At 68.7% G+C, this 21,721-nt stretch carries 24 protein-coding genes; 18 read left to right on the top strand and 6 right to left on the bottom strand.

What is annotated here, in order from left to right; genetic code table 11:
- The first annotated feature begins 8 nt into the window (after positions 1 to 8).
- Complete coding sequence (locus D3869_RS22890; protein ID WP_137142136.1) at positions 9 to 953, top strand: 3-keto-5-aminohexanoate cleavage protein; 945 nt, start codon at positions 9 to 11, stop codon at positions 951 to 953.
- Positions 954 to 1,044: 91 nt separating this feature from the next.
- Positions 1,045 to 1,983 (top strand): DMT family transporter, encoded by a 939-nt coding sequence (locus tag D3869_RS22885; RefSeq protein WP_137142135.1) that lies wholly within the window; start codon positions 1,045 to 1,047, stop codon positions 1,981 to 1,983.
- Here D3869_RS22885 and D3869_RS22880 read toward each other — a convergent pair.
- Positions 1,949 to 3,034 carry a LacI family DNA-binding transcriptional regulator gene (locus D3869_RS22880; RefSeq protein ID WP_137142601.1) on the bottom strand — a complete coding sequence of 362 codons (1,086 nt, stop codon included), beginning with the start codon at positions 3,032 to 3,034 and terminating at the stop codon, positions 1,949 to 1,951. The two genes, D3869_RS22885 and D3869_RS22880, sit on opposite strands and share 35 nt — an antisense overlap.
- 134 nt (positions 3,035 to 3,168) lie before the next feature.
- Between D3869_RS22880 and D3869_RS22875 the strand changes: the two genes are divergently transcribed.
- The 7 genes from D3869_RS22875 (at position 3,169) to D3869_RS22845 (ending at position 10,704) form a co-directional block, all read left to right on the top strand.
- A complete protein-coding gene (locus D3869_RS22875) occupies positions 3,169 to 4,212 on the top strand; it encodes a TRAP transporter substrate-binding protein (RefSeq protein WP_137117246.1) in 1,044 nt (347 codons plus the stop codon).
- 78 nt (positions 4,213 to 4,290) lie between these two features.
- Complete coding sequence (locus tag D3869_RS22870; RefSeq protein WP_137142600.1) at positions 4,291 to 6,141, top strand: TRAP transporter large permease subunit; 1,851 nt, start codon at positions 4,291 to 4,293, stop codon at positions 6,139 to 6,141.
- A gap of 44 nt (positions 6,142 to 6,185) precedes the next feature.
- Entirely contained in the window at positions 6,186 to 6,725 is a 540-nt protein-coding gene (locus D3869_RS22865) for a VOC family protein (RefSeq protein WP_137117247.1), read from the top strand.
- An 8-nt stretch (positions 6,726 to 6,733) separates the two neighbouring features.
- Complete coding sequence (locus tag D3869_RS22860; protein WP_137142134.1) at positions 6,734 to 8,005, top strand: ribulose-bisphosphate carboxylase large subunit family protein; 1,272 nt, start codon at positions 6,734 to 6,736, stop codon at positions 8,003 to 8,005.
- Positions 8,002 to 9,306: a four-carbon acid sugar kinase family protein gene (locus tag D3869_RS22855; protein ID WP_137142133.1), complete on the top strand. Its 1,305-nt coding sequence runs from the start codon at positions 8,002 to 8,004 to the stop codon at positions 9,304 to 9,306. The genes D3869_RS22860 and D3869_RS22855 overlap by 4 nt, the downstream gene beginning before the upstream one ends.
- Positions 9,307 to 9,498: 192 nt before the next feature.
- A complete protein-coding gene (locus D3869_RS22850; protein ID WP_114857017.1) occupies positions 9,499 to 10,230 on the top strand; it encodes a helix-turn-helix domain-containing protein in 732 nt (243 codons plus the stop codon).
- Positions 10,231 to 10,329: 99 nt separating this feature from the next.
- Complete coding sequence (locus tag D3869_RS22845) at positions 10,330 to 10,704, top strand: response regulator (protein ID WP_137142132.1); 375 nt, start codon at positions 10,330 to 10,332, stop codon at positions 10,702 to 10,704.
- Positions 10,705 to 10,719: 15 nt separating this feature from the next.
- Here the strand turns inward: D3869_RS22845 and D3869_RS22840 are convergent, their stop codons facing one another.
- Together D3869_RS22840 and D3869_RS22835 are read right to left on the bottom strand one after the other, a co-directional pair.
- A complete protein-coding gene (locus tag D3869_RS22840; protein WP_137142131.1) occupies positions 10,720 to 10,908 on the bottom strand; it encodes a hypothetical protein in 189 nt (62 codons plus the stop codon).
- Between the two features lie 86 nt (positions 10,909 to 10,994).
- Positions 10,995 to 11,279, bottom strand: a complete 285-nt coding sequence (locus tag D3869_RS22835) for an HU family DNA-binding protein (protein WP_014241890.1) — start codon at positions 11,277 to 11,279, stop codon at positions 10,995 to 10,997.
- 171 nt (positions 11,280 to 11,450) lie between these two features.
- On the opposite strand from D3869_RS22835, the gene D3869_RS22830 reads away from it, so the two are divergent.
- From D3869_RS22830 to D3869_RS22820, 3 genes are all read left to right on the top strand, one after another.
- Positions 11,451 to 12,005: a sigma-70 family RNA polymerase sigma factor gene (locus tag D3869_RS22830; protein WP_137142130.1), complete on the top strand. Its 555-nt coding sequence runs from the start codon at positions 11,451 to 11,453 to the stop codon at positions 12,003 to 12,005.
- Between the two features lie 2 nt (positions 12,006 to 12,007).
- On the top strand, positions 12,008 to 12,883 hold the full coding sequence (locus tag D3869_RS22825; protein ID WP_137142129.1) for an anti-sigma factor family protein: 876 nt from the start codon (positions 12,008 to 12,010) through the stop codon (positions 12,881 to 12,883).
- 79 nt (positions 12,884 to 12,962) lie between these two features.
- On the top strand, positions 12,963 to 13,685 hold the full coding sequence (locus tag D3869_RS22820) for a Bax inhibitor-1/YccA family protein (protein ID WP_109469072.1): 723 nt from the start codon (positions 12,963 to 12,965) through the stop codon (positions 13,683 to 13,685).
- A 72-nt stretch (positions 13,686 to 13,757) separates the two neighbouring features.
- Here D3869_RS22820 and D3869_RS22815 read toward each other — a convergent pair whose 3' ends face one another.
- Both D3869_RS22815 and oxlT read right to left on the bottom strand, forming a co-directional pair.
- Positions 13,758 to 14,246 (bottom strand): hypothetical protein, encoded by a 489-nt coding sequence (locus D3869_RS22815; RefSeq protein ID WP_137142128.1) that lies wholly within the window; start codon positions 14,244 to 14,246, stop codon positions 13,758 to 13,760.
- Positions 14,247 to 14,399: 153 nt separating this feature from the next.
- The gene (gene oxlT, locus D3869_RS22810) at positions 14,400 to 15,728 is read right to left on the bottom strand and encodes an oxalate/formate MFS antiporter (protein WP_137142127.1); all 1,329 of its coding nucleotides are present in this window, start codon (positions 15,726 to 15,728) and stop codon (positions 14,400 to 14,402) included.
- Between the two features lie 775 nt (positions 15,729 to 16,503).
- On the opposite strand from oxlT, the gene napE reads away from it, so the two are divergent.
- From napE to D3869_RS22780, 6 genes are read left to right on the top strand one after another with little or no spacing between them, the layout of a single operon-like run.
- On the top strand, positions 16,504 to 16,725 hold the full coding sequence (gene napE, locus D3869_RS22805) for a periplasmic nitrate reductase, NapE protein (protein ID WP_137142126.1): 222 nt from the start codon (positions 16,504 to 16,506) through the stop codon (positions 16,723 to 16,725).
- A gap of 13 nt (positions 16,726 to 16,738) precedes the next feature.
- Positions 16,739 to 17,248, top strand: a complete 510-nt coding sequence (gene napF, locus D3869_RS22800) for a ferredoxin-type protein NapF (RefSeq protein WP_137142125.1) — start codon at positions 16,739 to 16,741, stop codon at positions 17,246 to 17,248.
- Complete coding sequence (locus tag D3869_RS22795) at positions 17,238 to 17,552, top strand: chaperone NapD (protein WP_137142124.1); 315 nt, start codon at positions 17,238 to 17,240, stop codon at positions 17,550 to 17,552. Before napF ends, D3869_RS22795 begins: the two co-directional genes overlap by 11 nt.
- A 44-nt stretch (positions 17,553 to 17,596) precedes the next feature.
- The gene (gene napA, locus D3869_RS22790) at positions 17,597 to 20,089 is read left to right on the top strand and encodes a periplasmic nitrate reductase subunit alpha (protein WP_137142123.1); all 2,493 of its coding nucleotides are present in this window, start codon (positions 17,597 to 17,599) and stop codon (positions 20,087 to 20,089) included.
- Between the two features lie 15 nt (positions 20,090 to 20,104).
- Entirely contained in the window at positions 20,105 to 20,587 is a 483-nt protein-coding gene (locus D3869_RS22785; RefSeq protein ID WP_137142122.1) for a nitrate reductase cytochrome c-type subunit, read from the top strand.
- Positions 20,584 to 21,270 (top strand): cytochrome c3 family protein, encoded by a 687-nt coding sequence (locus D3869_RS22780; RefSeq protein WP_137142121.1) that lies wholly within the window; start codon positions 20,584 to 20,586, stop codon positions 21,268 to 21,270. The genes D3869_RS22785 and D3869_RS22780 overlap by 4 nt, the downstream gene beginning before the upstream one ends.
- Positions 21,271 to 21,364: 94 nt before the next feature.
- On the opposite strand, the gene D3869_RS22775 is transcribed toward D3869_RS22780, so the two are convergent.
- The gene (locus D3869_RS22775; RefSeq protein ID WP_014241890.1) at positions 21,365 to 21,649 is read right to left on the bottom strand and encodes an HU family DNA-binding protein; all 285 of its coding nucleotides are present in this window, start codon (positions 21,647 to 21,649) and stop codon (positions 21,365 to 21,367) included.
- Between the last annotated feature and the right edge of the window lie 72 nt (positions 21,650 to 21,721).

Genomic DNA, 21,721 nt, shown 5'->3' with positions numbered 1-21,721 from the left:
AGGACAACATGACGACGCCCAAGAAGAGCGCGCGCAAAGTCATCATCACCTGCGCGGTCACCGGTTCCATCCACACGCCCAGCATGTCGCCGCACCTGCCGGTGACGCCGGACCAGATCGCGGCGGAGGCCATCGCCGCGGTGGAGGCCGGGGCGGCCATCGTCCACCTGCACGCCCGCGACCCGGAGACCGGCCGCCCGACCCAGGACCCGGAGCTGTTCCAGCGCTTCCTGCCGCGCATCAAGCAGGCGACGAAGGCCGTGGTGAACATCACCACCGGCGGCAGCGCCGCCATGACGGTGGAGGACCGGCTGCGCCCCGCCGCGCAATTCCAGCCGGAGGTCGCGTCGCTCAACATGGGCTCGATGAATTTCGGCCTGTTCCCCATGCTGAACCGCTTCAGCGAGTTCCAGCACGATTGGGAGCGCACCTATCTGGAGAACAGCCGCGACCTCGTCTTCAAGAACACCTTCAAGGACATCGAGCACATCCTGAAGACCTGCTCCGGCAACGGGACGCGCTTCGAATTCGAGTGCTACGACATTTCCCACCTTTACACGCTGGCCCATTTCCTGGACCGCAAGCTGGTGACGCCGCCGCTCTTCGTGCAGTCCGTGTTCGGCATCCTGGGCGGCATCGGCGCGCATCCGGAAGACGTGATGCACATGAAGCGCACCGCCGACCGGCTGTTCGGCGACCAGTATGTGTGGTCGGTGCTGGGGGCCGGGCGCAACCAGATGCCCATCGCCACCCAGTCGCTGGCGCTGGGCGGCAACGTGCGCGTCGGGCTGGAGGACAATCTGTGGGCCGGTCCGGGCCGGCTCGCCGCCTCCAACGCCGAGCAGGTCGCCATGGTCCGCAAGCTGATCGAGGGGCTGGCCCTGGAGGTCGCCACGCCGGACGAGGCCCGCGCCATGCTGTCGTTGAAGGGTGGCGACGCGGTGACGTTCTAGGACATATGAAATTCCCTCTCCCCTCCGGGGAGAGGGAAAATTAAGGCCGTCTTGATCGCTCCCGACCACCCCACACCCGGAATCCCATGCCATGATAAGCCGCGCTCGGGCGCTGGATCTGTCGCTGGTCGGCCTCATCAGCGTCTGCTGGGGCCTGAACTGGCCCGCCGTCAAGATCATCCTCACCCAGATCCAGCCCTGGACGCTGCGCAGCCTGGGCTTCGCCGTCGGGGCGGCGGTGCTGTTCGCCTACGCGCGGTCGCGCGGGGAATCGCTGGCCGTGCCGCGCGGGCAGCGCTGGCCTCTGGTCGCCGTCGCGCTGCTGAACATGGCGGGTTTCAACATCTGCTCCGCCTTCGGGCAGATGAACATGGCGACCTCGGGCGCGGCGATCATCGCCTACACCATGCCGGCCTGGGCGACGCTGCTGGCCATCCCCATCCTGGGCGAGCGTCCGGGGCCGCGCCAGTGGATGGGGCTGGCCTGCGGGCTGACGGGCCTGGCCGTGCTGCTCGGCCCCGATCTGCTGCGGCTGGGCGCCCTGCCGCTCGGCCCCGCCTTCATGCTGACCGGCGCGCTGAGTTGGGCGCTGGGCAATGTCCTGATCAAGCGGACGGCCTGGACCATGGGGCCGAACGCCATCACCGGCTGGCAGTTCGCCATCTCCCTGCCGGTGGTGCTGCCCTTCGCGCTGGCCCTCGACCCCGCCCCGACGTTGGCGCTGGAGCCCCGCGTGCTGGTCGCGCTGGTCTTCCACATCCTGGTGGCGATGGTCGGCGGCTATCTGCTGTGGTTCGCCATCGTGCGGCGGCTGAGCGTCGCCCAGGCCTCGGTCAGTTCGCTGATCGTGCCGGTGATCGGCGTGACCGGCGCCATCGTCGTGCTGGGCGAGACGCCGCCGCTGCGCACCTACGCCGCCCTGGCTCTGATCCTCTGCGCCGTCCTGCTGGTCGTCATGGTGCGCGACAAGCGGCCCGTGCCCACCCCGGCGCCGGTCACGGCGGAGCCGCGGGGGGCAGGTTCTCCCTGAAGATGACCTCGATGCGCGGCGGCTCCACGCCGTGCATCGCCTCGCGGCCCGCGCGCAGATTGGCGAAGACGGCGGCGCAGCCCATCAGCGCGCTGCGCGGGTCCTGGGTGATCACCGCCTCCATCGTGCCGTCGATCAGCAGCGCCCGCGTCTCCGGCGTGAAGCCATGGCCGATGAAGACGACCTCGCGCTCCCGCCGCGCCTCCTTCAGCGCGCGGGCCACGCCCTCCGCACCGCCGCCGATGGTGTAGATACCGGCAAGGTCGGGGTGATGGCTGAGCAGCGTCCGCGTCTGCCGGTAGCTCTTGGCCTCGTCGTCGTGGGCCTCGCGCAGCCCCACCACCTCGATGGCCGGGGCCATCTCCTTCAGGACGTTCAGGAATCCCAGCTCGCGGTCCTCGTGCGCGCGGTAGCTGAGGCTGCCGGCGATCATCGCCACCTTGCCCGCCCGCCCGCCGAGGAAGCGCGCGAACAGATAGCCCGCCGTCCGCCCCGCCGCCCGGTTGTCGAGCCCGACATAGGCGGCCCGCCGGCAGTTCTGCACGTCGGAGATCAGCGTCACCGTCGGCACGTTGCGCGCCGCCAGCTCGTTCACCGCCTCGCGCACCGCCGGATGTTCCAGCGCCATGAAGGCCACCCCGTCGACCTTGCGCCAGTGCTGGAGCAGGGTGCGCGCCAGCAGGTCGGGGTTGAAGCTCTTGATGAACTCCACCTGCGCGCGGATGCCCAGCGGGGCCAGCGCCGCCTCCGACTGGCGGATGAGCTGCCCAAGCCGCGTCAGGTAGCGGTTCGTTCCGTCCGGCAGCAGGAAGGCCAGCCGCACCGGCTTCGGCCCCAGCGCCGCGCCGAGGTCCGATTCCGGGATGTAATCCAGCTCCGCGGCGGCCTTCATCACGCGCTGCACGGTCGCCGGGCGGACGCCGGGGCGGTGGTTCAGCACGCGGTCCACGGTGGCCGTGGAGACGCCGGACAGCCGCGCGATGTCGGCGATCCGCGGCAGGCCACGGGTGTGTTCGGGGGGCGCGGCGACGGCGTCCGCATCATCCTGCATCACGTCTCAAAACCCTCCGATCCCATCAAATCACATCATCATTCGCGTTTGACACCGGCCATTCGCGCACATACCGTCCAACCAACAATCACCGTCGAACATCAAACTACATCAACGTTTCCTGGGAGGAAAGCATGAACCCGCTCTCGCGCCGCACGATGCTCAAGGCGTTGGCCGCCACTCCGGCGGTCGGGTTGGCCGCGGGGGCCGGCACCGCCACTCTGATCGGCGCGCCGCGCATCGCCCGCGCCGCCGAGTTCGACTTCAAGTACGGCAACAACCTGCCGCTGACCCACCCGCTGAACGTCCGCTCGCACGAGGCGGCGGAGCGCATCCGCCGCGAGACGAACGGCCGCGTCGACATCCAGATCTTCCCGAACAACCAGCTCGGCGGCGACACCGACATGCTGTCGCAGGTGCGCAGCGGCGGCATCACCTTCTTCACGCCCTCGGCGCTGGTCATCGCCACGCTGGTCCCGGTGGCCGCCATCAACGCCGTGGGCTTCGCCTTCGCCGACTACGGGCAGGTCTGGTCCGCCATGGACGGCAAGCTCGGCGAACATGTGCGCGGTGCCATCTCCAAGGTCGGCCTGCACGCCTTCGAGAAGATGTGGGACAACGGCTTCCGCCAGATGACCAGCGGGGCCAAGCCGATCCAGACCGCCGCCGACATGGACGGGCTGAAGATCCGCGTGCCGGTCAGCCCGCTCAGCATCGCCATGTTCAAGTCGCTGTCCGCCGCCCCGGCCAGCCTGCAGTTCTCGGAGGTCTATTCCTCGCTGCAGACGCGCATCGTCGACGCGCAGGAAAACCCGCTGCCGATCATCCAGGTCGCCAAGCTATACGAGGTGCAGAAGTACTGCGCCCTGTCCAACCACATCTGGGACGGCTTCTGGTTCATCGCCAACGGGCGCGCGTGGCGCGGCCTGCCCCCCGACCTGCAGAAGATCGTCTCCACCGCGATCAACGACGCCGGCGTCCAGCAGCGCGAGGACATCAAGGCGCTGAACCAGTCGGTGCAGGCCGACCTCCAGTCCAAGGGCCTCGCCTTCAACCAGCCGTCCCCCGACAGCTTCCGCGCCAAGCTCCGCGACAGCGGCTTCTACGGCGAATGGAAGGGCCGCTTCGGCGACGAGGCCTGGGCGCTGCTGGAAGGCGCCGTCGGCAAGCTCGCCTAAAGAACGGCTGTGGGCAACACGGGAAGGGAGGGTGCGGCTTTGTCTCACCACGCGACGGCGCTCGACGAGGGCGGCGCCATGCCAGGGGCCGCGTCCGGCGGTTCCTGGACCGATCGGCTGGACCGCGGCCTCGCCGCGACGGTGGAGGGTGCCGCCGCCCTCATCGTTCTGGCCGAGATCGTCATCCTGCTGGCCGGGGTGACGGCGCGCTACGTCTTCCACGCGCCGCTGGTGTGGTCGGACGAGTTGGCCTCGATCCTCTTCCTGTGGCTGTCCATGCTGGGCGCCGTGGTGGCGCTCCGCCGCGGCGAGCACATGCGGATGACCGGGCTGGTCAGCCGCGTCGGCCCGACGCCACGCGCCCTGCTGGAGACGCTGGCGATCACGGCCCCCATCGCCTTCCTGGCGATGATCCTGCACCCCGCCCTGGACTACGCCATGGAGGAGCAGTTCATCGTCACCCCGGCGCTGGAGATCAGCAACGCCTGGCGCGCGGCGGCCCTGCCGACCGGGCTGGGGCTGATGGCCGTGGTCGCGCTGATCCGGCTGATGCGGATGCGCAACCTTCGGATCACGCTCGCGGCGGTCGCCCTGACCGCGGCGGTGACCGTGGCCTTCTGGCTGGCCGGCCCGGTGCTGAAGCCGCTGGGACAGGCCAACCTCGTCATCTTCTTCGTCGGCGTGGTCGCGGCCTGCGTGTTCGGCGGCGTTCCCATCGCCTTCTCCTTCGCGCTGGCCACCTTCGGCTATCTGGCGCTGACCACCTCGACGCCGCTGCTCGTCATGGTCGGGCGGCTGGACGAGGGGATGTCGCACCTGATCCTGCTGGCGGTGCCGCTGTTCGTCTTCCTCGGCCTGCTGATCGAGATGACCGGCATGGCCCGCGCCATGATCCAGTTCCTCGCCAGCCTGCTCGGCCACGTGCGCGGCGGCCTGTCCTACGTGCTGATCGGGGCGATGTATCTGGTGTCGGGCATCTCCGGCTCGAAGATCGCCGACATGGCGGCCATCGCGCCGGTGCTGTTCCCGGAAATGAAGAAGCGCGGCGCCCCTCCCGGCGACCTCGTCGCCCTTCTGTCGGCCACCGGCGCGCAGACCGAGACCATCCCGCCCTCCATCGTCCTCATCACCATCGGCTCGGTCACCGGCGTGTCCATCGCGGCGCTGTTCGCGGGCGGCCTGCTGCCGGCGGTGGTGCTGGGTGCGGCGCTCTGCGCCGTCGTCTGGTGGCGCTACCGCCATGAGGACCTCAGCCACATCCGCCGCCCGCCGGCGTCGGAGATTGCCCGTCTGGCCGTGGCCGCCCTGCCCGCTATCCTGCTGCCCTTCGTCATCCGCGCCGCGGTGGTGGAAGGGGTCGCGACGGCGACCGAGGTGTCGACCATCGGCATCGCCTACTCCACCATCATGGGCCTGCTGGTCTACCGCCAGTTCGACTGGGCGCGGCTGAAGCCGATGCTGATCGAGACGGCGTCGCTGACCGGGGCGATCATCTTCATCGTCGGCTGCGCCACCGCCATGGCCTGGGGCCTGACGCAGTCCGGCTTCTCCCGCGCACTCGCCCTGTGGATGGCCGACATCCCCGGCGGCGGCTACGGCTTCCTCGCCATCTCCATCGTCGCCTTCATCATCCTGGGCAGCGTGCTGGAGGGCATCCCCGCCATCGTCCTGTTCGGCCCGCTGCTGTTCCCCATCGCCCGCGACGCCGGGGTGCACGAGGTGCATTACGCGATGGTCGTGATCTTCGCCATGGGCATCGGCCTGTTCGCCCCGCCCTTCGGCGTCGGCTACTACGGCGCCTGCGCCATCAGCAAGGTCAGCCCGGACGAAGGTCTGAAACACATCTGGGGCTACGTCGCCGCCCTTCTCGTGGGCCTGATCGTGGTCGCCGCCATTCCGTGGATTTCCACCGGCTTCCTTCCCTACTGAAGTCTTGCCGGTCCCCCCATAACGATAAAATCAGGAGTTCCTTCATGAGCCGATTCTTCGGCCAGATCCGGCAGGCTGGCTACGTCGTCGACGACATCGAGGCCGCCATGGACTATTGGAGCCGCACCCTGGGCATCGGCCCGTGGTTCTACAACGAGCGGGTTCCAATCAAGAACTACACCTACCGCGGGGAGCGGTACGAGGTTCACAACTCGGTGGCGCTCGCCAATTCCGGGCCGCTCCAGATGGAGCTGATCCAGACCCGCAACGACGCGCCGTCGATGTACCGCGACTTCCTGAAGGCGGGCCGCACCGGCCTCCAGCACGTCGCCTACTGGACCGAGGACTACGACGCCGACCTGGAGCGGCTGACCGCCCAGGGCTTCAAGCCGGTGATGAGCGGCGAGGTCGGCGAGAAGGGCCGCTTCGTCTATTTCGACACCGAGTACCACCCCGGCACGGTGATCGAGCTGTCGGAGGTCGCCGGGCCGAAGGGCAAGATGTTCGACCTGATCCGCAACGCCTCCCTCGACTGGGACGGCCGCGATCCGGTCCGGCCCTTCCCCGACCTCAGCCGCCTGTGAGTCTCGCCATGCGCTCCGACCGCTTCGAGGCGACCTATCTGATCGAGACCCCGCTGGACCCCGCCAAGGTGGCGGAGGTCATGGCGGGGGAGCAGTCCTGCGGCACCTTCACCCGCGTCCATGGCGAGACGGACGACCTGCGCGCCCGCGCCCGCGCCGTGGTGGAGCGGGTGGAGGAGCTGGAACCCGCCGCCTCCCCCAGCCTGCCGAACACGTGGCTGGAGCGGCAGAAGCGGCCCGGACCGTGGCGGCGCGCCCGTGTCGCCATCAGCTTCCCCACCGGCAACGTCGGCGCCAACCTGCCGACGCTGGCCGCCACGGTGGCCGGCAACCTGTTCGACCTGGGCGAGGTCACCGGCCTGCGACTCGACTCCGTCCGCCTGCCCGCCGCGTACCGCAAACAGTTCGACGCGCCGCGGCACGGCGTGGCCGGCACGCGGCGGCTGACCGGGGTGGAGCGCGGGGCGCTGGTCGGCTCCATCATCAAGCCGAACCTCGGCCTGTCGGCGGAGGAGACCGGCGAGCTGGTCGGCACGCTCTGCGCCGCCGGGCTCGACTTCATCAAGGACGACGAGATCTGCGCCGATCCGGTCCACGCCCCGCTGGCCCGGCGCGTGCCGGCGGTGATGGACCGGGTGCGCCGCCACCAGGACCGCACCGGCAAGCACGTCATGGTCGCCTTCAACATCAGCGACGAGACGGACGCCATGCGCCGCCACGCCGATCTGGTGGAGCGCGAGGGCGGAAGCTGCGTGATGGTCAGCCTGAACTGGTGCGGCTTCTCCGCCGTGCAGACGCTGCGCCGGCACAGCGGGCTGGTGCTGCACGGGCACCGCAACGGCTTCGGCGCCCTGTCGCGCCACCCCAGCCTGGGCATCGGCTTCGACGCCTACCAGACGCTGTGGCGGCTGGCCGGGGTGGACCACATGCACGTCCACGGCCTCCAGGGCAAGTTCGCCCAGCCCGACGCGGAGGTCATCGACGGCGCCAAGTCCTGCCTCGCCCCGCTGGCCGAGGGCTGCGACGACGCGGTGATGCCGGCCTTCTCCTCCGGCCAGTGGGCGGGGACCGTGCCCGTCACCTGGGACGCGGTGGGGACGGACGACCTGCTGTTCATGTCCGGCGGCGGCATCATGGCCCATCCGGACGGCCCCGCCGCTGGCGTCACGAGCATCCGCCAGGCCTGGGCGGCGGTGCGCGAGGGCGTGACCCTGCCCGACGCCGCCACGACCCGGCCGGAGTTGAAGCGCGCCCTGGAGTTCTTCGGAGCGGCCAAGTGACGAGCCATCCGCCGCCCCGGCTGGGCTGGTACGGGGACGACTTCACCGGGGCCACCGACACGCTGGCCACACTGGCGAAGGCCGGGCAGCGGGCGCTGCTGCTGCTGGAGATTCCCGACGCGGAGCGGCTGGCCGGGCTCGGCCCGCTGAACGCGCTGGGAATCGCCGGGGCGTCGCGCACCATGGACCCGGAGGCCCTGCGGGCGGAGCTGGAGCCGGTGGGGCGCTTCTTCGCCGGGCTCGGCGTGCCGGTGATGCACTACAAGTGCTGCTCGACCTTTGACAGCGCGCCGCGGATCGGCAGCATCGGGGCGGCGGTGGGGGCCCTGCGGCCCTTCTTCCCCAACCGCTTCCTGCCGGTGGTGGGCGGACAGCCGAACATCGGGCGCTATTGCCTGTTCAGCACGCTGTTCGCCGCGGCGGGCACCGGCGGGACGGTCCACCGCATCGACCGCCACCCGACCATGAAGGCCCACCCGGTGACCCCGATGACGGAGGCCGATCTGCGCCTCCATCTCGCCGCGCAGGGGCTGGAGGGGATGGGCGCCCTGCACTACCCGGATTACGGGCTGGACGCCGGGGCGCTGGACGAAAAGCTCGACCGGATGGTGGCGGGCGGCGTTCCCGCCGTCCTGCTGGACATCGCGCAGCCGGCGGATCTGGCCCCTGTCGGGCGGCTGATCTGGGAGCGCGCGCTACGCGCCCCCCTGCTGGCGGTCGGGCCAAGCGGCGTGGTCCAGGCGCTGGCGACCCAATGGGAGCCCGACGGGGCGGTCGGCGACGCGCCACTGGCCGCCACGGAGGGACCGGTCTTCGTGCTGGCCGGCAGCCTGTCGCCGGTCACGCGCAAGCAGATTGCCGCGGCCTCCTCCTTCCACCGGATGCCGGCGGACGCCGGCGCGCTGTGCCGCGACCCCGCCTACCGCGAACGGTTGCGGAGCGAGATCGCCGGTCTGCTGGGCCAGGGCCGGAACGTGCTGGTGTGGACCGCCCCGGCGGAGGGCGAGGCGCCCGACACTGCCCAATCCGCGGCCATCGCCGACGCCACCGCGGACTTCGTCGCCTCGGTCGCCCGCGCGGTGCCGCTGCGCCGCATGGGCATCGCCGGGGGCGACACCTCCAGCAAGGCGGTGAAGGCGCTGGGCCTGTGGGGCCTGTCCTACCGGACGGCGCTCAGTCCCGGCGTGACGGTCAGCCTGACCCACAGCGCCGACCGGCCCACCGACGGCGTCGAGCTGATGCTCAAGGGCGGGCAGATGGGATCGGAGGATCTGTTCGAACGGCTGGTGCACGGGGGGTGAGCGTCCTCGCTCCCCTCCCGCCCCCATGCGTCCACCGAGGCGTCCGCAATGCCCCCTAGGTAGTCTTACGTACGCAAAGCCCCTTAGGTACAAGACCGAACTGCACAGGGTACCTCGCAGCGCATAACGTCGGCTCATCGAGCGGTTGCCCCACGGGGACGGGCCGCTTCCACGAACGCCGAGGGGCCCGACATGCACGCTCACACCGCCATCGCCGCCCAGCCGACGCGCGTTCCGCACGGCCATCAGGCCGCCGTGATGGCGATGCCGCGTGTCGCCCCCTCCCGTCCCGCTGCCGGCTTCGCCGCCAACGATATCGACCCGCTGGCCGCCATCGCCCAGTTCCGGGTGTTCGACCGCGAGCAGTCGATCTTCGCCGAGGGCGAGGCCGCCGACGCCGTCTTCCGCGTGGTGGACGGCATGATCCGCCTCTACAAGCTGCTGCCGGACGGGCGCCGCCAGATCATCGGCTTCCTCCAGGCCGGCGACATGGTCGGGCTGGCCTTCGCCGACCGCTACCTCTACTCGGCCGAGGCGATCACCGCCTCCACCGTCCAGCGCATCCCGCGCTGCCAGCTCGACGCCCTGCTGGACTCCCAGCCCGCCCTGGCCCGCCGGCTGCTGTCGGTCACCACCTCCGAGCTGGTGGCGGCGCAGGACCAGATGCTGCTGCTGGGCCGCAAGTCGGCGCTGGAGAAGCTGGCCAGCTTCCTGCTGGCGCTGAGCCGCCGCGCCGGTGCCGGCCGGGCCATCGCCCTGCCGATGAGCCGCTGCGACATCGCCGACCATCTGGGGCTGACCACGGAGACCGTGTCGCGCGGCTTCACCAAGCTGAAGACCTCGCGCCTGATCCGCATCCTGGACGGCGGCCGGGTCGAACTGCTGGACGCCGAGGCGCTGGCCGATCTCGCCGAGTGCGCCTGATCCCCAGCGTTCCGATCACCCTACGCAATCTGGGGAAATCCATCCGGCCGGCCGCAACGTACCCCTTACTCCCTTTGCGTTGCATTGTCAGGCCGAACCATGGAGTCCGCTCCCCACATCCTCGTCGCCGAGGATGAACGCCTCGAAGCCCTGGCCCTTGCCGACACGCTGGAAGGCCAGGGTCTGCGCGTCACGCTGACCCACAACGGGTTGGAAGCCATCGCCGCCCTGGAAAGCGGCCCGGCATCGCTGCTGATGACCGACCTGCGGATGCCGGTGATGGATGGCAACGAACTGATTCGCCGGACTCGGGTGCGGCGGCCGACCCTGCCGGTGATCGTCATGACCGCCGACAGCGGCGCTCTCTGGCATCCGGAGTCGGAGCGGCTGCGCGTCCTGCACAAGCCCTTCAGCTTCCAGGCGGCGATCGGCGCGGTCCGCGCCATGCTCGACCGGGTCGGGACGACCGGATAGAGCGGGGCGTCAACCCTATTCGCCGACGTCGTCCCTGGGAGCGGCGTTGCGGGACGGCGGCTCGATCACCGGGCCGACCTTCACGCTGCGGGCGGACAGCGGCACGATGTCGCCGATCGGCATATAGGAACCATCGGCCAGTTGCTGCGCCGGCTCCCACCGTCCTTCGACCTTGATCCAGCGGTAAACGTTGTTGCTGCTCATGTCGTCCCCAAGAAATTTGGAAAGACAAAAGGGGCGGCGTTGCCGCCGCCCCTTGATCCGATACAAGGATCGTCCTTGCGGAAGGCTTACTCGGCCTTGCCGTTGACGGCGTCCTTGAGGGCCTTGCCGGCGGAGAACTTCGGCGCCTTGGAGGCGGCGATCTTGATCTCCGCACCGGTCTGCGGGTTGCGGCCCGTGCGCTCGCCGCGCTCGGCGATCTCGAACTGGCCGAAGCCCGGCAGCTTGACCGTCTCCCCCTTGACCAGCGCGTCCTGCAGGCTCTCCAGAACCGCGTCCAGCGCCTTGCCGGCGTCGGCCTTCGTGCCGCCCAGCTTGCCGGCGATCGCGTCGATGAGATCGGCCTTCGTCATTCCCTACTCCCCTTGTTCATGGAGGAACCCCAGCATTCTCCAGGGCTCCAGGCGCTTCTGACCTACTCCGCCCCGCGTCCGCGCGCAAGCCAATCCCGTGGCGATTTTTTCCCCCGGAGCGGATTAAGCCACGGCATGATCCGTATGCCGAGTGTGAAGAAGCAATCCGGGATGGTGATGAAAGACGAGCTGGGACAGCATCTGGACGTTCTGAGGCGCTACGCCCTGGTCCTGATGCGCGACCCCGACCAGGCGGAGGACCTCGTCCAGGAGGCGCTCGTCAAGGCCATCGAGGGGGCGTCGTCCTTCACGGACGGGCGCGACCTGCGCAAGTGGCTGCTCGCCATCGTCCACAACACCTTCGTGGACCGCTGGCGGCGCCAGCAGGCCGAACGCCAAGCGACCGGCGAGCTGATCTCGATGGCGGAGGAAGGCTCCCCGCCGGCGCAGATGAGCCACGTCCATCTCGGCCAAACCATCGCGGCCCTGATGACCCTGCCGGTCGAACAGCGGGAGGCCCTGGTGCTGGTGGCGCTCGACGGCATGTCCTACCGGGACGCCGCGGAGTGTCTGGGCATCCCCGTGGGCACCCTGATGTCCCGCCTGGGCCGCGCGCGCGACGCGCTGCGGGCCAAGACGGGCGGCGGGCGCCAGCCGGCGTCAGACCAGTCCGACCGAACCCCATCAGACCGGGTCCAGCGCCCTTCGTTGCGCGTGGTGAAATGACGATGAACGAACCGATCAGCGACATCGACCTGAACGCCTATGTGGACGGCGAGCTCGACGCGCAGCGCCGCATCGAGGTGGAAGCCTATCTGGAGGCCAATCCGGACGAGGCCGCCCGCGTCATGCACGACATGCGGGTGCGCGACGAGATCCGCCTGTTCATAGCCGGTCCGGCCGTCGAGAAGGCGGAGCCGGAACCGGCCCCGCCCGAACCGCCTGCCGCCCCGGCCCAGCCGGCGGTCGGCGCCGGCGCGCCGCTGCCGCGCCGCAAGCAGTGGGGCGCCCTGTGGCGGCGCCCGGCGGCGGAGCTGATGAACCGGGCGCGGGCGCGGGCCGCCACCGGCTCGGGCCGCGGGCGGCGCGCCGTGGCGGCGCTCTGCCTCGTCGGGCTCGGCTGGACGGCGCACAGCGCGGTGTCGTCCCTGTCGGTCAACCCGGTGGCCACGGCGCACGCGGCCACCCACTACATCACCATCGCGGCCCAGACCCACCAGCAGGCGCTGCACAGCGGGATCGACTTCAAGCCCTTCGCCGACGCCGCCCATTCCCTGGTGAATCGGCTCGCCCCCGCCACCCCTGAGGTTGCGGTGCCGATCCCGCAGCTCGACATCGGGCAGGCGCCGGATGGGCTGCGCACCGTGGCCTGGGACGGCGGGGTCGCGGTGCAGGCGGCCTACCGCCACGGCGGGTCGCAGTTGATCACGCTGTTCGCCAGCGAGGTCGACCGCTTCGCCGTCACCGAACCCCAGGCGGAGCGGATCGGCAACGTCTCAGTCGCCTACTGGCAGGTCGGGACGACGGTCTACGCGCTGTGCGGCGAACAGCCGGAAAAGGAAATCCTGGCCCACGCCCGCGACGCCCGCATGGCCTGGTTCTGAAGCCATGGCCTGGTTCTGAAGCCGACGCATTGAACGACAAGCCTCTGAACGACAAGCATCCGAAGGACATGGTGAGACGATGAGCGGACCCTTCTACGGAAACCAATTCGGCAGCGCGGCGCCGGCCTACGGCGCGGCGTTCGACGAGGGCCTGCGCAAGCACATGCTGCGGGTCTACAACTTCATGATGCTCGGCCTTGGCGTGACGGGGCTGGTGGCGCTGTTCGTGGCGAGCACGCCGGCGCTGTACGTTCCGATCTTCACGACCCCGCTGAAGTGGGTGGTGATGCTGGCGCCGCTGGCCTTCATCATGGTGCTGTCCTTCCGCTTCCACGCGATGTCGGCCAGCGCGCTGCAGGGGCTGTTCTGGGCCTTCTGCGCGGTGATGGGCGTGTCGATGGCGTCGATCTTCCTGGTCTTCACCGGGGCCAGCGTGGCGCGGGTGTTCTTCATCACCGCGGCGATGTTCGCGGCGATGAGCCTGTGGGGCTACACCACCAAGGCCGACCTGTCGAAGATGGGCTCGTTCCTGATGATGGGCCTGATCGGCATCGTCATCGCCAGCCTGGTCAACATCTTCGTCGGCTCCAGCGCGCTGCAGTTCGCCATCTCGGTCATCGGCGTGGTCATCTTCACCGGCCTGACCGCCTACGACACCCAGCGCATCAAGGAGGAGTACGCCGAGGGCTACGGCCATGAGGGCAACACCAAGCTCGCCGTCATGGGCGCCCTCTCGCTCTACCTCAACTTCATCAACCTCTTCCAGATGCTCCTCCAGCTCATGGGCAACCGCGAGGAGTAAGGCGGCGCTTCCATCCGGCGCACCGCCTGCCAGAAAGGGCCGGCCGCTTCCCGCGGCCGGCCCTTTTCCTTTCTACGGCTTACCGGTTGCCGGAGCGGCGTCCGGCTTGGGCGGATACTCCACCGACACGATGTGCAGGGAGTTGTTCGGGAAGGAGCAGGCCGCGTCCGGCGCCACCTGGGACGCCGGATCGAAGGCGTAGGGACGGGGAGAGCGGCCGGCCATCGCCCCGCTCCCCCCTCCAGCCGCCCCGGCCGCCGCCGTCTGCACGCCCGGCCCGGTCACCCGCGACGTCCAGGGCGCTCCGGTGAAGACGCCCGGCGTCGATTCCTCGGCCCACAGCCACAGCACGCGGGTGCCCACCGGCTGTGGCTGTGTGAAGGAGTGCAGCACCCGCTCGCAGGTCTCCCGGTCCATGTTGTGGATCGCCCGTTCGACCACCGTGTTCTCCGTCCGGGGCGTCCATCGCGACAGCAGCAGCGAGCCGAGGGCCACGCTGACCGCCACCCCGCCCAGAGAGCAGGCGACCACCAGCCGGAAACTGCCGTCGTCCTTTGCCATTCCGTGACTCCGCCGTCGATTGTCCATGCCCCCTCCGCCGACACGACCACATCCCTGCCCCACTCCGCATCTTCCGATACGCAAGGCCGGCCCGGAACGCCGAAAAGGGGACCACGCGCGTGGTCCCCTTCCGTCGATCCGCTGAGGCGGAGGTTACGGGCTGGCCGCCGCCGTGACCGGACCCGTGCCCTGCTGGGCGGCGAGTTCGGCGTTGCGGGCATGGTGCTTGCGCAACATGGGCCGCAGGACGGTGATGGCGCAGACCGCCGCGAACAGATCCATGGTGGCGCAGATGTAGAGCACGGTCGCCCAGGTGCCGGTGGCTTCCATCAGCAGGTTGCCCAGCGGGACCAGGAGGGCCGCGATGCCCTTGGCGCAGTACAGCACGCCGTAGATCTTCGCCGCGTGCTTGGTGCCGAAGGTGTCCGCCGAGGTCGCGCTGAACAGGCTGTACACTTCGCCCCAGGCCAGGAACACCATGCCCGACAGGATCAGGAACATGATCGGGTCGTGGCCGAAGCGGCTGAGCATCAGGATGCCGATGCCTTCGAAGGTGAAGGCGATGAACATGGTCGCTTCACGGCCGATGTGGTCGGAGATGAAGCCGAACAGCGGACGGGAGATGCCGTTCATCACGCGGTCGAGCATCAGCGCGAAGGGCAGCGCCGCCATGGTGATGCCGAACAGGCTGATCGGGGCTTCCTTCACGCCCAGATCGTGGGCGATCACGCCGAGCTGGGCCACCGCCATCAGACCGCCCGAGACGGTGCAGATGAACATGACCATCATGACCCAGAAGACCGGCGTCTGCAGCGCTTCCTTCAGCGTGTAGTCGCGGCGGGACTGCAGGACCTTGGTCGAGGACTTCACCTGATCCTTCTGCGGGGCGCGCAGGAAGTAGGCGGCGATGAGGATGATCGTGCCCTGCAGCAGGCCGAACCAGAAGAAGGCCGCCTGATAGCCCGAGGAGTGGATCATGTTGGCGATCGGCAGGATCGTCAGGGCCGAGCCGGCGCCATAGCCGCCCGCGGTCAGACCGACGGCGAGGCCGCGCTTGTCCGGGAACCACTTGATGGCGCTGTTGACGCAGGTGGCGTAGACGCAGCCGACGCCGATGCCGCCGATGGCCGAACCGACATAGAGCATGCCGAGCGAGCCGGCGTAGCTGTCGATGATCCAGGAGAGGCCGGTCATCACGCCGCCGAAGGCGACGATGACGCGGGGGCCGTAGCGGTCGATGAAGTAGCCTTCGATGGGGGTCAGCCAGGTCTGGACGACGACGAAGACGGTGAAGGCGGTCTGGATCGAAGCGCGGGTCCAGCCATGGGTGGCCTGGATTTCCGGCACGAAGAGCGTCCAGGCATACTGGATGTTGGCCGCGGCGACCATGCAGACGATGCCGACGACGATCTGCATCCAGCGCGCGCCTTCGGAAACGGACGCCTGCGAGCCGCCAGGCGGTGCAGCGATGGACTGACTCATTACTCTTCCTCCCCAATGCGGTGATCGAACACTCAACTCAGCCGGGCGGGGCCGATGGTTGTTGTCGCATTGCCTTTCTTCGGGGCTTGCGTGCCCTTCACGTCTTGGCGGGAGCACCACCGCCACCGTTGGGAGAGGCTTGGTGTTCCGCATTTCGTACTTGGTATACCACACAATCAGCGGAACACAACATCCGTTTCAGGAATCACAGCACAAATAGTCCCCCTTGTCGCAACTATCGTTGCAGGTATGCCCTACGCAGAAGCAGCATTGGCGACGCCGAACTTTCGTCCTATGACTTTGAAAGAACAAAAAAAAGGCCGCGCCAAAGCAGGCGCGGCCTCTGATTGAGTTCGCTTCACTTACGATCACAACAGTGGAGAAGCCGTTACACCAAGAACGGCTGTTCCAATCTTACAGAACTTCAGATCATCAGCAACCTCGTAGTCGATCCAATCTGTGCGTCCTGTCCGAATCGGAAATAAACAATCCGGAGACCCAAATCACACCAAGGCCATCCGACCTCCTTATCCCCTCATCACTCAGTTTACGGACCCGGGCTCCGCTTAATCCCGGGGACCCTCAAAAAAAAGTTCGCCAAACGAATAATCCGCCCGATCGACCATCAATGAGGCGGCGGGGACGCCCTGCCGACGGCCTCTCCATCGCGCGCCGCGCCACCGGGAACAGAAGCCGCGCTCAACCTGTTGTTGGAGCGCCCGACCGTCTTTCCGGCTGTCGGCACCGCCACCGCCCGCCAAAAACGGGAGCCGCCATGAACCGCCAACCGTTACCGGACCCCGTCCGCTTCCCGGCCCGTCCCACCGCCAACCCGCCTTTGCCCGATCCCGGCGCGAAGCGGCGGGAAATCGCCATGTTCCTGATCCTGGCGGTGGTGATCTGGCCGATCCTGTCGGTCGCCGTCGTGGGCGGCTACGGCTTCCTGGTCTGGATGTCGCAACTCATCATGGGTCCGCCCGGTCCGCCCCCGGTCTGAGGCGTGCGGCGCCATGGCCGATGACCCGGTCGATTTGGGGCGACGAGGCTTTCTCCGCGGACGGCGGCGCGCCGAGCCGGCACCGTTGCGCCCGCCCTGGTCCCGGACGGACCGCTTCACCGACCTGTGCACGCGCTGCGGCGCCTGCGCCGACGCCTGCCCGGAGGGGATCATCCGCCGGGGCGACGGTGGCTTTCCCGAGATCGATTTCCGGCAGGGCGAGTGCAGCTTCTGCGCGGCCTGTGCCGAGTCCTGCCCCGAACCGGTCTTCGACCGCACCGCCCGCCCCTGGACGCTGACGGCGCGGATCGCCCCGTCCTGCCTCGCCATGAACCGCGTCGTTTGCCGGAGCTGCCGCGACGCCTGCCCGGAATCGGCCATCCGCTTCGCCCTGGCGCCCGGCGGCGTGGCGGTTCCCACGGTGGAGGACGGCGCCTGCACCGGCTGCGGCGCCTGCCTGGCCGCCTGCCCCGCCGACGCCGTCACCCTGCACCCCGGACCGGAGACCGTCCATGCACCCTGAGCCCCGAGACCGACCGGCCGACGCGCCGGCGGAATGGCACATCGCCTCCATCCTCGTCCATTTGCGGCCGGAGCGCAGCCCCGACGTGCGCGCCGCCGTCGCCGCGCTGGGCGATGTGGAGGTCCATGCGGAGGAGCGGGGCCGGATGGTGGTGACCGTGGAAGGTCCCCACGAGGGCCGCATCGCCGACCGCATGACCGCGATCCACCTGATGCCCGGCGTGATGTCCGCGGTCATGGTCTTCCACCACGCCGAGCCGATGGCGGCACGGACCGCGGAGGAGGTCGGTACGGCGCAAAGCTGACGCGCCAGATTTCACATTCATCAAGAAAAAGAGGGGAGGAACCCATGCTTGACCGGCGGGATTTCATCAAGGCGCAGGCGGTCGCGGCCGCCGCGACGGCGGGGGGCATCAGCCTGCCCGCCATGGCCCAGCAATCCATGGTGGCGGGCGAGGACGCCCAGCTCACCTGGTCCAAGGCGCCCTGCCGCTTCTGCGGCACCGGGTGCAGCGTCATGGTCGCCACCAAGGACAACCGCGTCGTCGCCACCCACGGCGACATGCAGGCGGAGGTCAACCGCGGCCTGAACTGCGTGAAGGGCTATTTCCTGTCCAAGATCATGTATGGCCAGGACCGGCTGACCCAGCCGCTGCTGCGCATGCGCGACGGCAAGTACCACAAGGACGGGGAGTTCCGCCCGGTGTCCTGGGACGAGGCCTTCGACGAGATGGCCCGCCAGTGGAAGCGGGTCCTGAAGGAGAAGGGGCCGGACGCCGTCGGCATGTTCGGGTCCGGCCAATGGACGATCTGGGAGGGCTACGCCGCGTCGAAGCTGATGCGCGCCGGCTTCCGCACCAACAACCTCGACCCCAACGCCCGCCACTGCATGGCGTCGGCCGCCGTCGCCTTCATCCGCACCTTCGGCATGGACGAGCCGATGGGCTGCTACGACGATTTCGAGCACGCCGACGCCTTCGTCCTCTGGGGTTCGAACATGGCGGAGATGCACCCCATCCTGTGGACGCGCATCACAGACCGGCGGCTGGCCCACAACCACGTGAAGGTGGCCGTCCTCTCGACCTTCGAGCACCGCAGCTTCGAGCTGGCCGACGTGCCGATGATCTTCGAGCCGGGGACCGATCTGGCCATCCTGAATTACATCGCCAACCACATCATCCAGACCGGGCGGGTGAACAAGGCGTTCGTCGAGAAGCATTGCAGCTTCCGCCTCGGCCAGAAAGACATCGGCTATGGGCTGCGCCCCGAAAGCGTGCTGGAGGTGCGCGCGGCGAACGCCAAGGACCCGACCGATTCCAAGCCCATGAGTTTCGACGAGTTCGCCGCCTTCGTCAGTGACTACACGCTGGATAAGGTGGCGGAGCTGAGCAAGGTCCCGAAGGAACGGCTGCTGGCGCTCGCCGAGATGTACGCCGACCCAAAGACCAAGGTCATGTCGCTGTGGACCATGGGCTTCAACCAGCACGTCCGCGGCGTGTGGGTGAACCACATGGTCTACAACATCCACCTGCTGACCGGAAAAATCGCGGAGCCGGGAAACAGCCCCTTCTCGCTGACCGGCCAGCCCTCGGCCTGCGGCACGGCGCGCGAGGTCGGCACCTTCGCCCACCGGCTGCCCGCCGACATGCAGGTGACCAACCCCACCCACCGCTCCCACGTCGAGGAGGGCTGGAAGATCCCCAAGGGCCTGCTGCCCGGCAAGATCGGCTATCACGCCGTCCTGCAGGACCGGATGCTGAAGGACGGCAAGCTCAACGCCTACTGGATCATGGTCAACAACAACCTCCAGGCGGCACCCAACAGCGACAACGAGACCTATCCCGGCTACCGCAACCCGGAGAATTTCATCGTCGTCTCGGACGCCTACCCGACGGTGACCGCCGCCGCCGCCGACCTGATCCTGCCCGCCGCCATGTGGGTGGAGAAGGAGGGCGCCTACGGCAACGCGGAGCGGCGGACCCATTTCTGGCACCAGCTTGTCAACGCGCCGGGCGAGGCGCGCTCCGACCTCTGGCAACTCATGGAGTTCTCCAAGCGCTTCACCACCGACGAGGTGTGGCCGAAGGAAATCCTCGACGCCAACCCCGACTTCCGCGGCAAAAATCTGTTCGACGTGCTGTTCCGCAACGGCAACGTCGACCGCTTCCCCCTGTCGGAACTGGACCCCGCCTACGAGAACCGGGAATCGAAGGAATTCGGCTTCTACGTGCAGAAGGGCCTGTTCGAGGAATACGCCGCCTTCGGGCGCGGCCACGGCCACGATCTGGCGCCCTTCGACACCTATCACGAAGTGCGCGGGCTGCGCTGGCCGGTGGTCGAGGGCAAGGAGACCAAGTGGCGCTACCGGGAGGGGCTCGACCCCTACGTCCCGAAGGGCGAGGGGGTGCGCTTCTACGGAAACCCGGACGGCAAGGCCAACCTGTTCGCCTTCCCCTACGAACCCCCGGCGGAGTCGCCGGACAAGGACTTCGACCTGTGGCTGGTCACGGGGCGCGTGCTGGAGCACTGGCACTCCGGCTCCATGACCATGCGGGTGCCCGAACTCTACAAGGCCATGCCGATGGCGCTGGTCTACATGCACCCGGACGACGCGCAGGCGCGCGGCCTGCGCCGCGGCTCGGAGGTCAAGGTGATGTCGCGGCGTGGCGAGATGCGCACGCGGGTGGAGACGCGCGGGCGCAACCGGCCGCCGCGCGGGGTCGTCTTCGTGCCCTGGTTCGATTCGGCCCGCCTCATCAACAAATGCACGCTCGACGCCACCGACCCGATCAGCAAGCAGACGGACTTCAAGAAGTGCGCCGTCAAGATCGTGGCCGTCTGAGGGAGGACCGCAACCATGCGCCGCCATCTCATGCTCGCGCTGGCCGCGGCCCTGCCCTGCCTCGTGCCGGCACTGCTCGCCGCCCAGGGAACCGGACAGGTCCGCGAGCCCTTCCGCCCGCCGATCCAGTTCACCGACGAGGACCCGGCCCCGCCGATCCCCGCCGACGTCACCGACGACCGGCGGGTCGCCCGCAACTATCCGGAACAGCCGCCGGTCATCCCGCACAACATCCGCGATTATCAGATCAGCCTGAACAACAACCAGTGCCTGACCTGCCACAGTCGCCAGTTCACCGGGGCCACCCAGGCGCCGATGATCAGCATCACCCATTACGTGGACCGCGAGGGCCAGACGCTGGGCGCGGTCAGCCCGCGCCGCTATTTCTGCACGCAGTGCCACGTTCCCCAGACCATGGCCCAGCCCATCGTCCCGAACACCTTCAAGGACATGGACAGCCTCATCAGCCGCCCGTCGGACGGGGGTGACCGGCGATGAAGCTGCCCGACGTCCTGCTGCGGCCTTGGCGGATCATCGCGGGGCCCAGCCGCTACCTCAGCCTCGGCTTCCTGACGCTGGGCGGTTTTCTGGCCGGCGTGATGTTCTGGGGCGGCTTCAACACCGCCCTGGAGGTGACCAACACCGAGAAGTTCTGCACGAGTTGCCACGAGATGCGGGACAACGTCTTCGAGGAGCTGAAGACCACCATCCACTTCACCAACCGCTCCGGCGTGCGGGCGACCTGCCCGGACTGCCACGTCCCCCACAACTGGACCGACAAGATCGCCCGCAAGATGCAGGCCTCAAAGGAGGTCTGGGGCAAGATCTTCGGCACCATCGACACCCGCGACAAGTTCCTGGAGAAGCGGCGCGAGCTGGCCGAGCATGAATGGGCGCGGCTGAAGGCCAACAATTCCCTGGAATGCCGCAACTGCCACAGCGCGGAGTCGATGGACATCACCAAGCAGGGGGCGCGGGCGGCGCGCATCCATCAGCAGTATCTGTTCAGCGGGCAGCGCACCTGCATCGACTGCCACAAGGGCATCGCCCACCGTCTGCCGAACATGGACGGCGTGCCGCCGGGCTGGAGCGAGGCATCCAGCGATACGGGCGGCGAAACGGACGACCCGCTGGGCCGTTGGCTGGCCGACGCCACACCGGGGCCGGCGAACCCGCATTGAGCGGGTGGTAAATCCCCTCTCCCGGGGAGGGAGAGGGTGTCCGCGCAACGGGTCCATCCCTCTCCCGGGGCGGGAGAGGGATGGACCGTCGCCGTTACTCGGCCTTGCCGTTGACGGCGTCCTTGAGGGCCTTGCCGGCGGAGAACTTCGGCGCCTTGGAGGCGGCGATCTTGATCTCCGCACCGGTCTGCGGGTTGCGGCCCGTGCGCTCGCCGCGCTCGGCGATCTCGAACTGGCCGAAGCCCGGCAGCTTGACCGTCTCCCCCTTGACCAGCGCGTCCTGCAGGCTCTCCAGAACCGCGTCCAGCGCCTTGCCGGCGTCGGCCTTCGTGCCGCCCAGCTTGCCGGCGATCGCGTCGATGAGATCGGCCTTCGTCATTCCCAAATTCCCCTTGTTCGTGGCGGAACCCCAGCATGTTCCGGGGCTCCAGGCGCCTCTGACCTACCCTGC

The organism is Azospirillum brasilense (genome assembly GCF_005222205.1).
Taxonomy (GTDB): domain Bacteria; phylum Pseudomonadota; class Alphaproteobacteria; order Azospirillales; family Azospirillaceae; genus Azospirillum; species Azospirillum brasilense_G.
This window is presented reverse-complemented; position numbering and strand designations above follow the sequence as displayed.

Bases quoted from the DNA above. Each gene is read 5' to 3' on its own strand.
- D3869_RS22885 (WP_137142135.1), top strand. From the start codon at position 1,045: ATGATAAGCCGCGCTCGGGCGCTGGATCTGTCGCTGGTCGGCCTCATC.
- D3869_RS22870 (WP_137142600.1), top strand. From the start codon at position 4,291: ATGCCAGGGGCCGCGTCCGGCGGTTCCTGGACCGATCGGCTGGACCGC.
- D3869_RS22780 (WP_137142121.1), top strand. From the start codon at position 20,584: ATGAAGCTGCCCGACGTCCTGCTGCGGCCTTGGCGGATCATCGCGGGG.
- napF (WP_137142125.1), top strand. From the start codon at position 16,739: ATGGCCGATGACCCGGTCGATTTGGGGCGACGAGGCTTTCTCCGCGGA.
- D3869_RS22825 (WP_137142129.1), top strand. From the start codon at position 12,008: ATGAACGAACCGATCAGCGACATCGACCTGAACGCCTATGTGGACGGC.
- D3869_RS22865 (WP_137117247.1), top strand. From the start codon at position 6,186: ATGAGCCGATTCTTCGGCCAGATCCGGCAGGCTGGCTACGTCGTCGAC.
- oxlT (WP_137142127.1), bottom strand. From the start codon at position 15,728: ATGAGTCAGTCCATCGCTGCACCGCCTGGCGGCTCGCAGGCGTCCGTT.
- D3869_RS22785 (WP_137142122.1), top strand. From the start codon at position 20,105: ATGCGCCGCCATCTCATGCTCGCGCTGGCCGCGGCCCTGCCCTGCCTC.
- D3869_RS22890 (WP_137142136.1), top strand. From the start codon at position 9: ATGACGACGCCCAAGAAGAGCGCGCGCAAAGTCATCATCACCTGCGCG.
- napA (WP_137142123.1), top strand. From the start codon at position 17,597: ATGCTTGACCGGCGGGATTTCATCAAGGCGCAGGCGGTCGCGGCCGCC.
- D3869_RS22850 (WP_114857017.1), top strand. From the start codon at position 9,499: ATGCACGCTCACACCGCCATCGCCGCCCAGCCGACGCGCGTTCCGCAC.
- D3869_RS22775 (WP_014241890.1), bottom strand. From the start codon at position 21,649: ATGACGAAGGCCGATCTCATCGACGCGATCGCCGGCAAGCTGGGCGGC.
- D3869_RS22820 (WP_109469072.1), top strand. From the start codon at position 12,963: ATGAGCGGACCCTTCTACGGAAACCAATTCGGCAGCGCGGCGCCGGCC.
- D3869_RS22845 (WP_137142132.1), top strand. From the start codon at position 10,330: ATGGAGTCCGCTCCCCACATCCTCGTCGCCGAGGATGAACGCCTCGAA.
- D3869_RS22830 (WP_137142130.1), top strand. From the start codon at position 11,451: ATGGTGATGAAAGACGAGCTGGGACAGCATCTGGACGTTCTGAGGCGC.
- D3869_RS22815 (WP_137142128.1), bottom strand. From the start codon at position 14,246: ATGGCAAAGGACGACGGCAGTTTCCGGCTGGTGGTCGCCTGCTCTCTG.
- D3869_RS22840 (WP_137142131.1), bottom strand. From the start codon at position 10,908: ATGAGCAGCAACAACGTTTACCGCTGGATCAAGGTCGAAGGACGGTGG.
- D3869_RS22875 (WP_137117246.1), top strand. From the start codon at position 3,169: ATGAACCCGCTCTCGCGCCGCACGATGCTCAAGGCGTTGGCCGCCACT.
- D3869_RS22795 (WP_137142124.1), top strand. From the start codon at position 17,238: ATGCACCCTGAGCCCCGAGACCGACCGGCCGACGCGCCGGCGGAATGG.
- D3869_RS22835 (WP_014241890.1), bottom strand. From the start codon at position 11,279: ATGACGAAGGCCGATCTCATCGACGCGATCGCCGGCAAGCTGGGCGGC.
- D3869_RS22860 (WP_137142134.1), top strand. From the start codon at position 6,734: ATGCGCTCCGACCGCTTCGAGGCGACCTATCTGATCGAGACCCCGCTG.
- napE (WP_137142126.1), top strand. From the start codon at position 16,504: ATGAACCGCCAACCGTTACCGGACCCCGTCCGCTTCCCGGCCCGTCCC.
- D3869_RS22880 (WP_137142601.1), bottom strand. From the start codon at position 3,034: ATGCAGGATGATGCGGACGCCGTCGCCGCGCCCCCCGAACACACCCGT.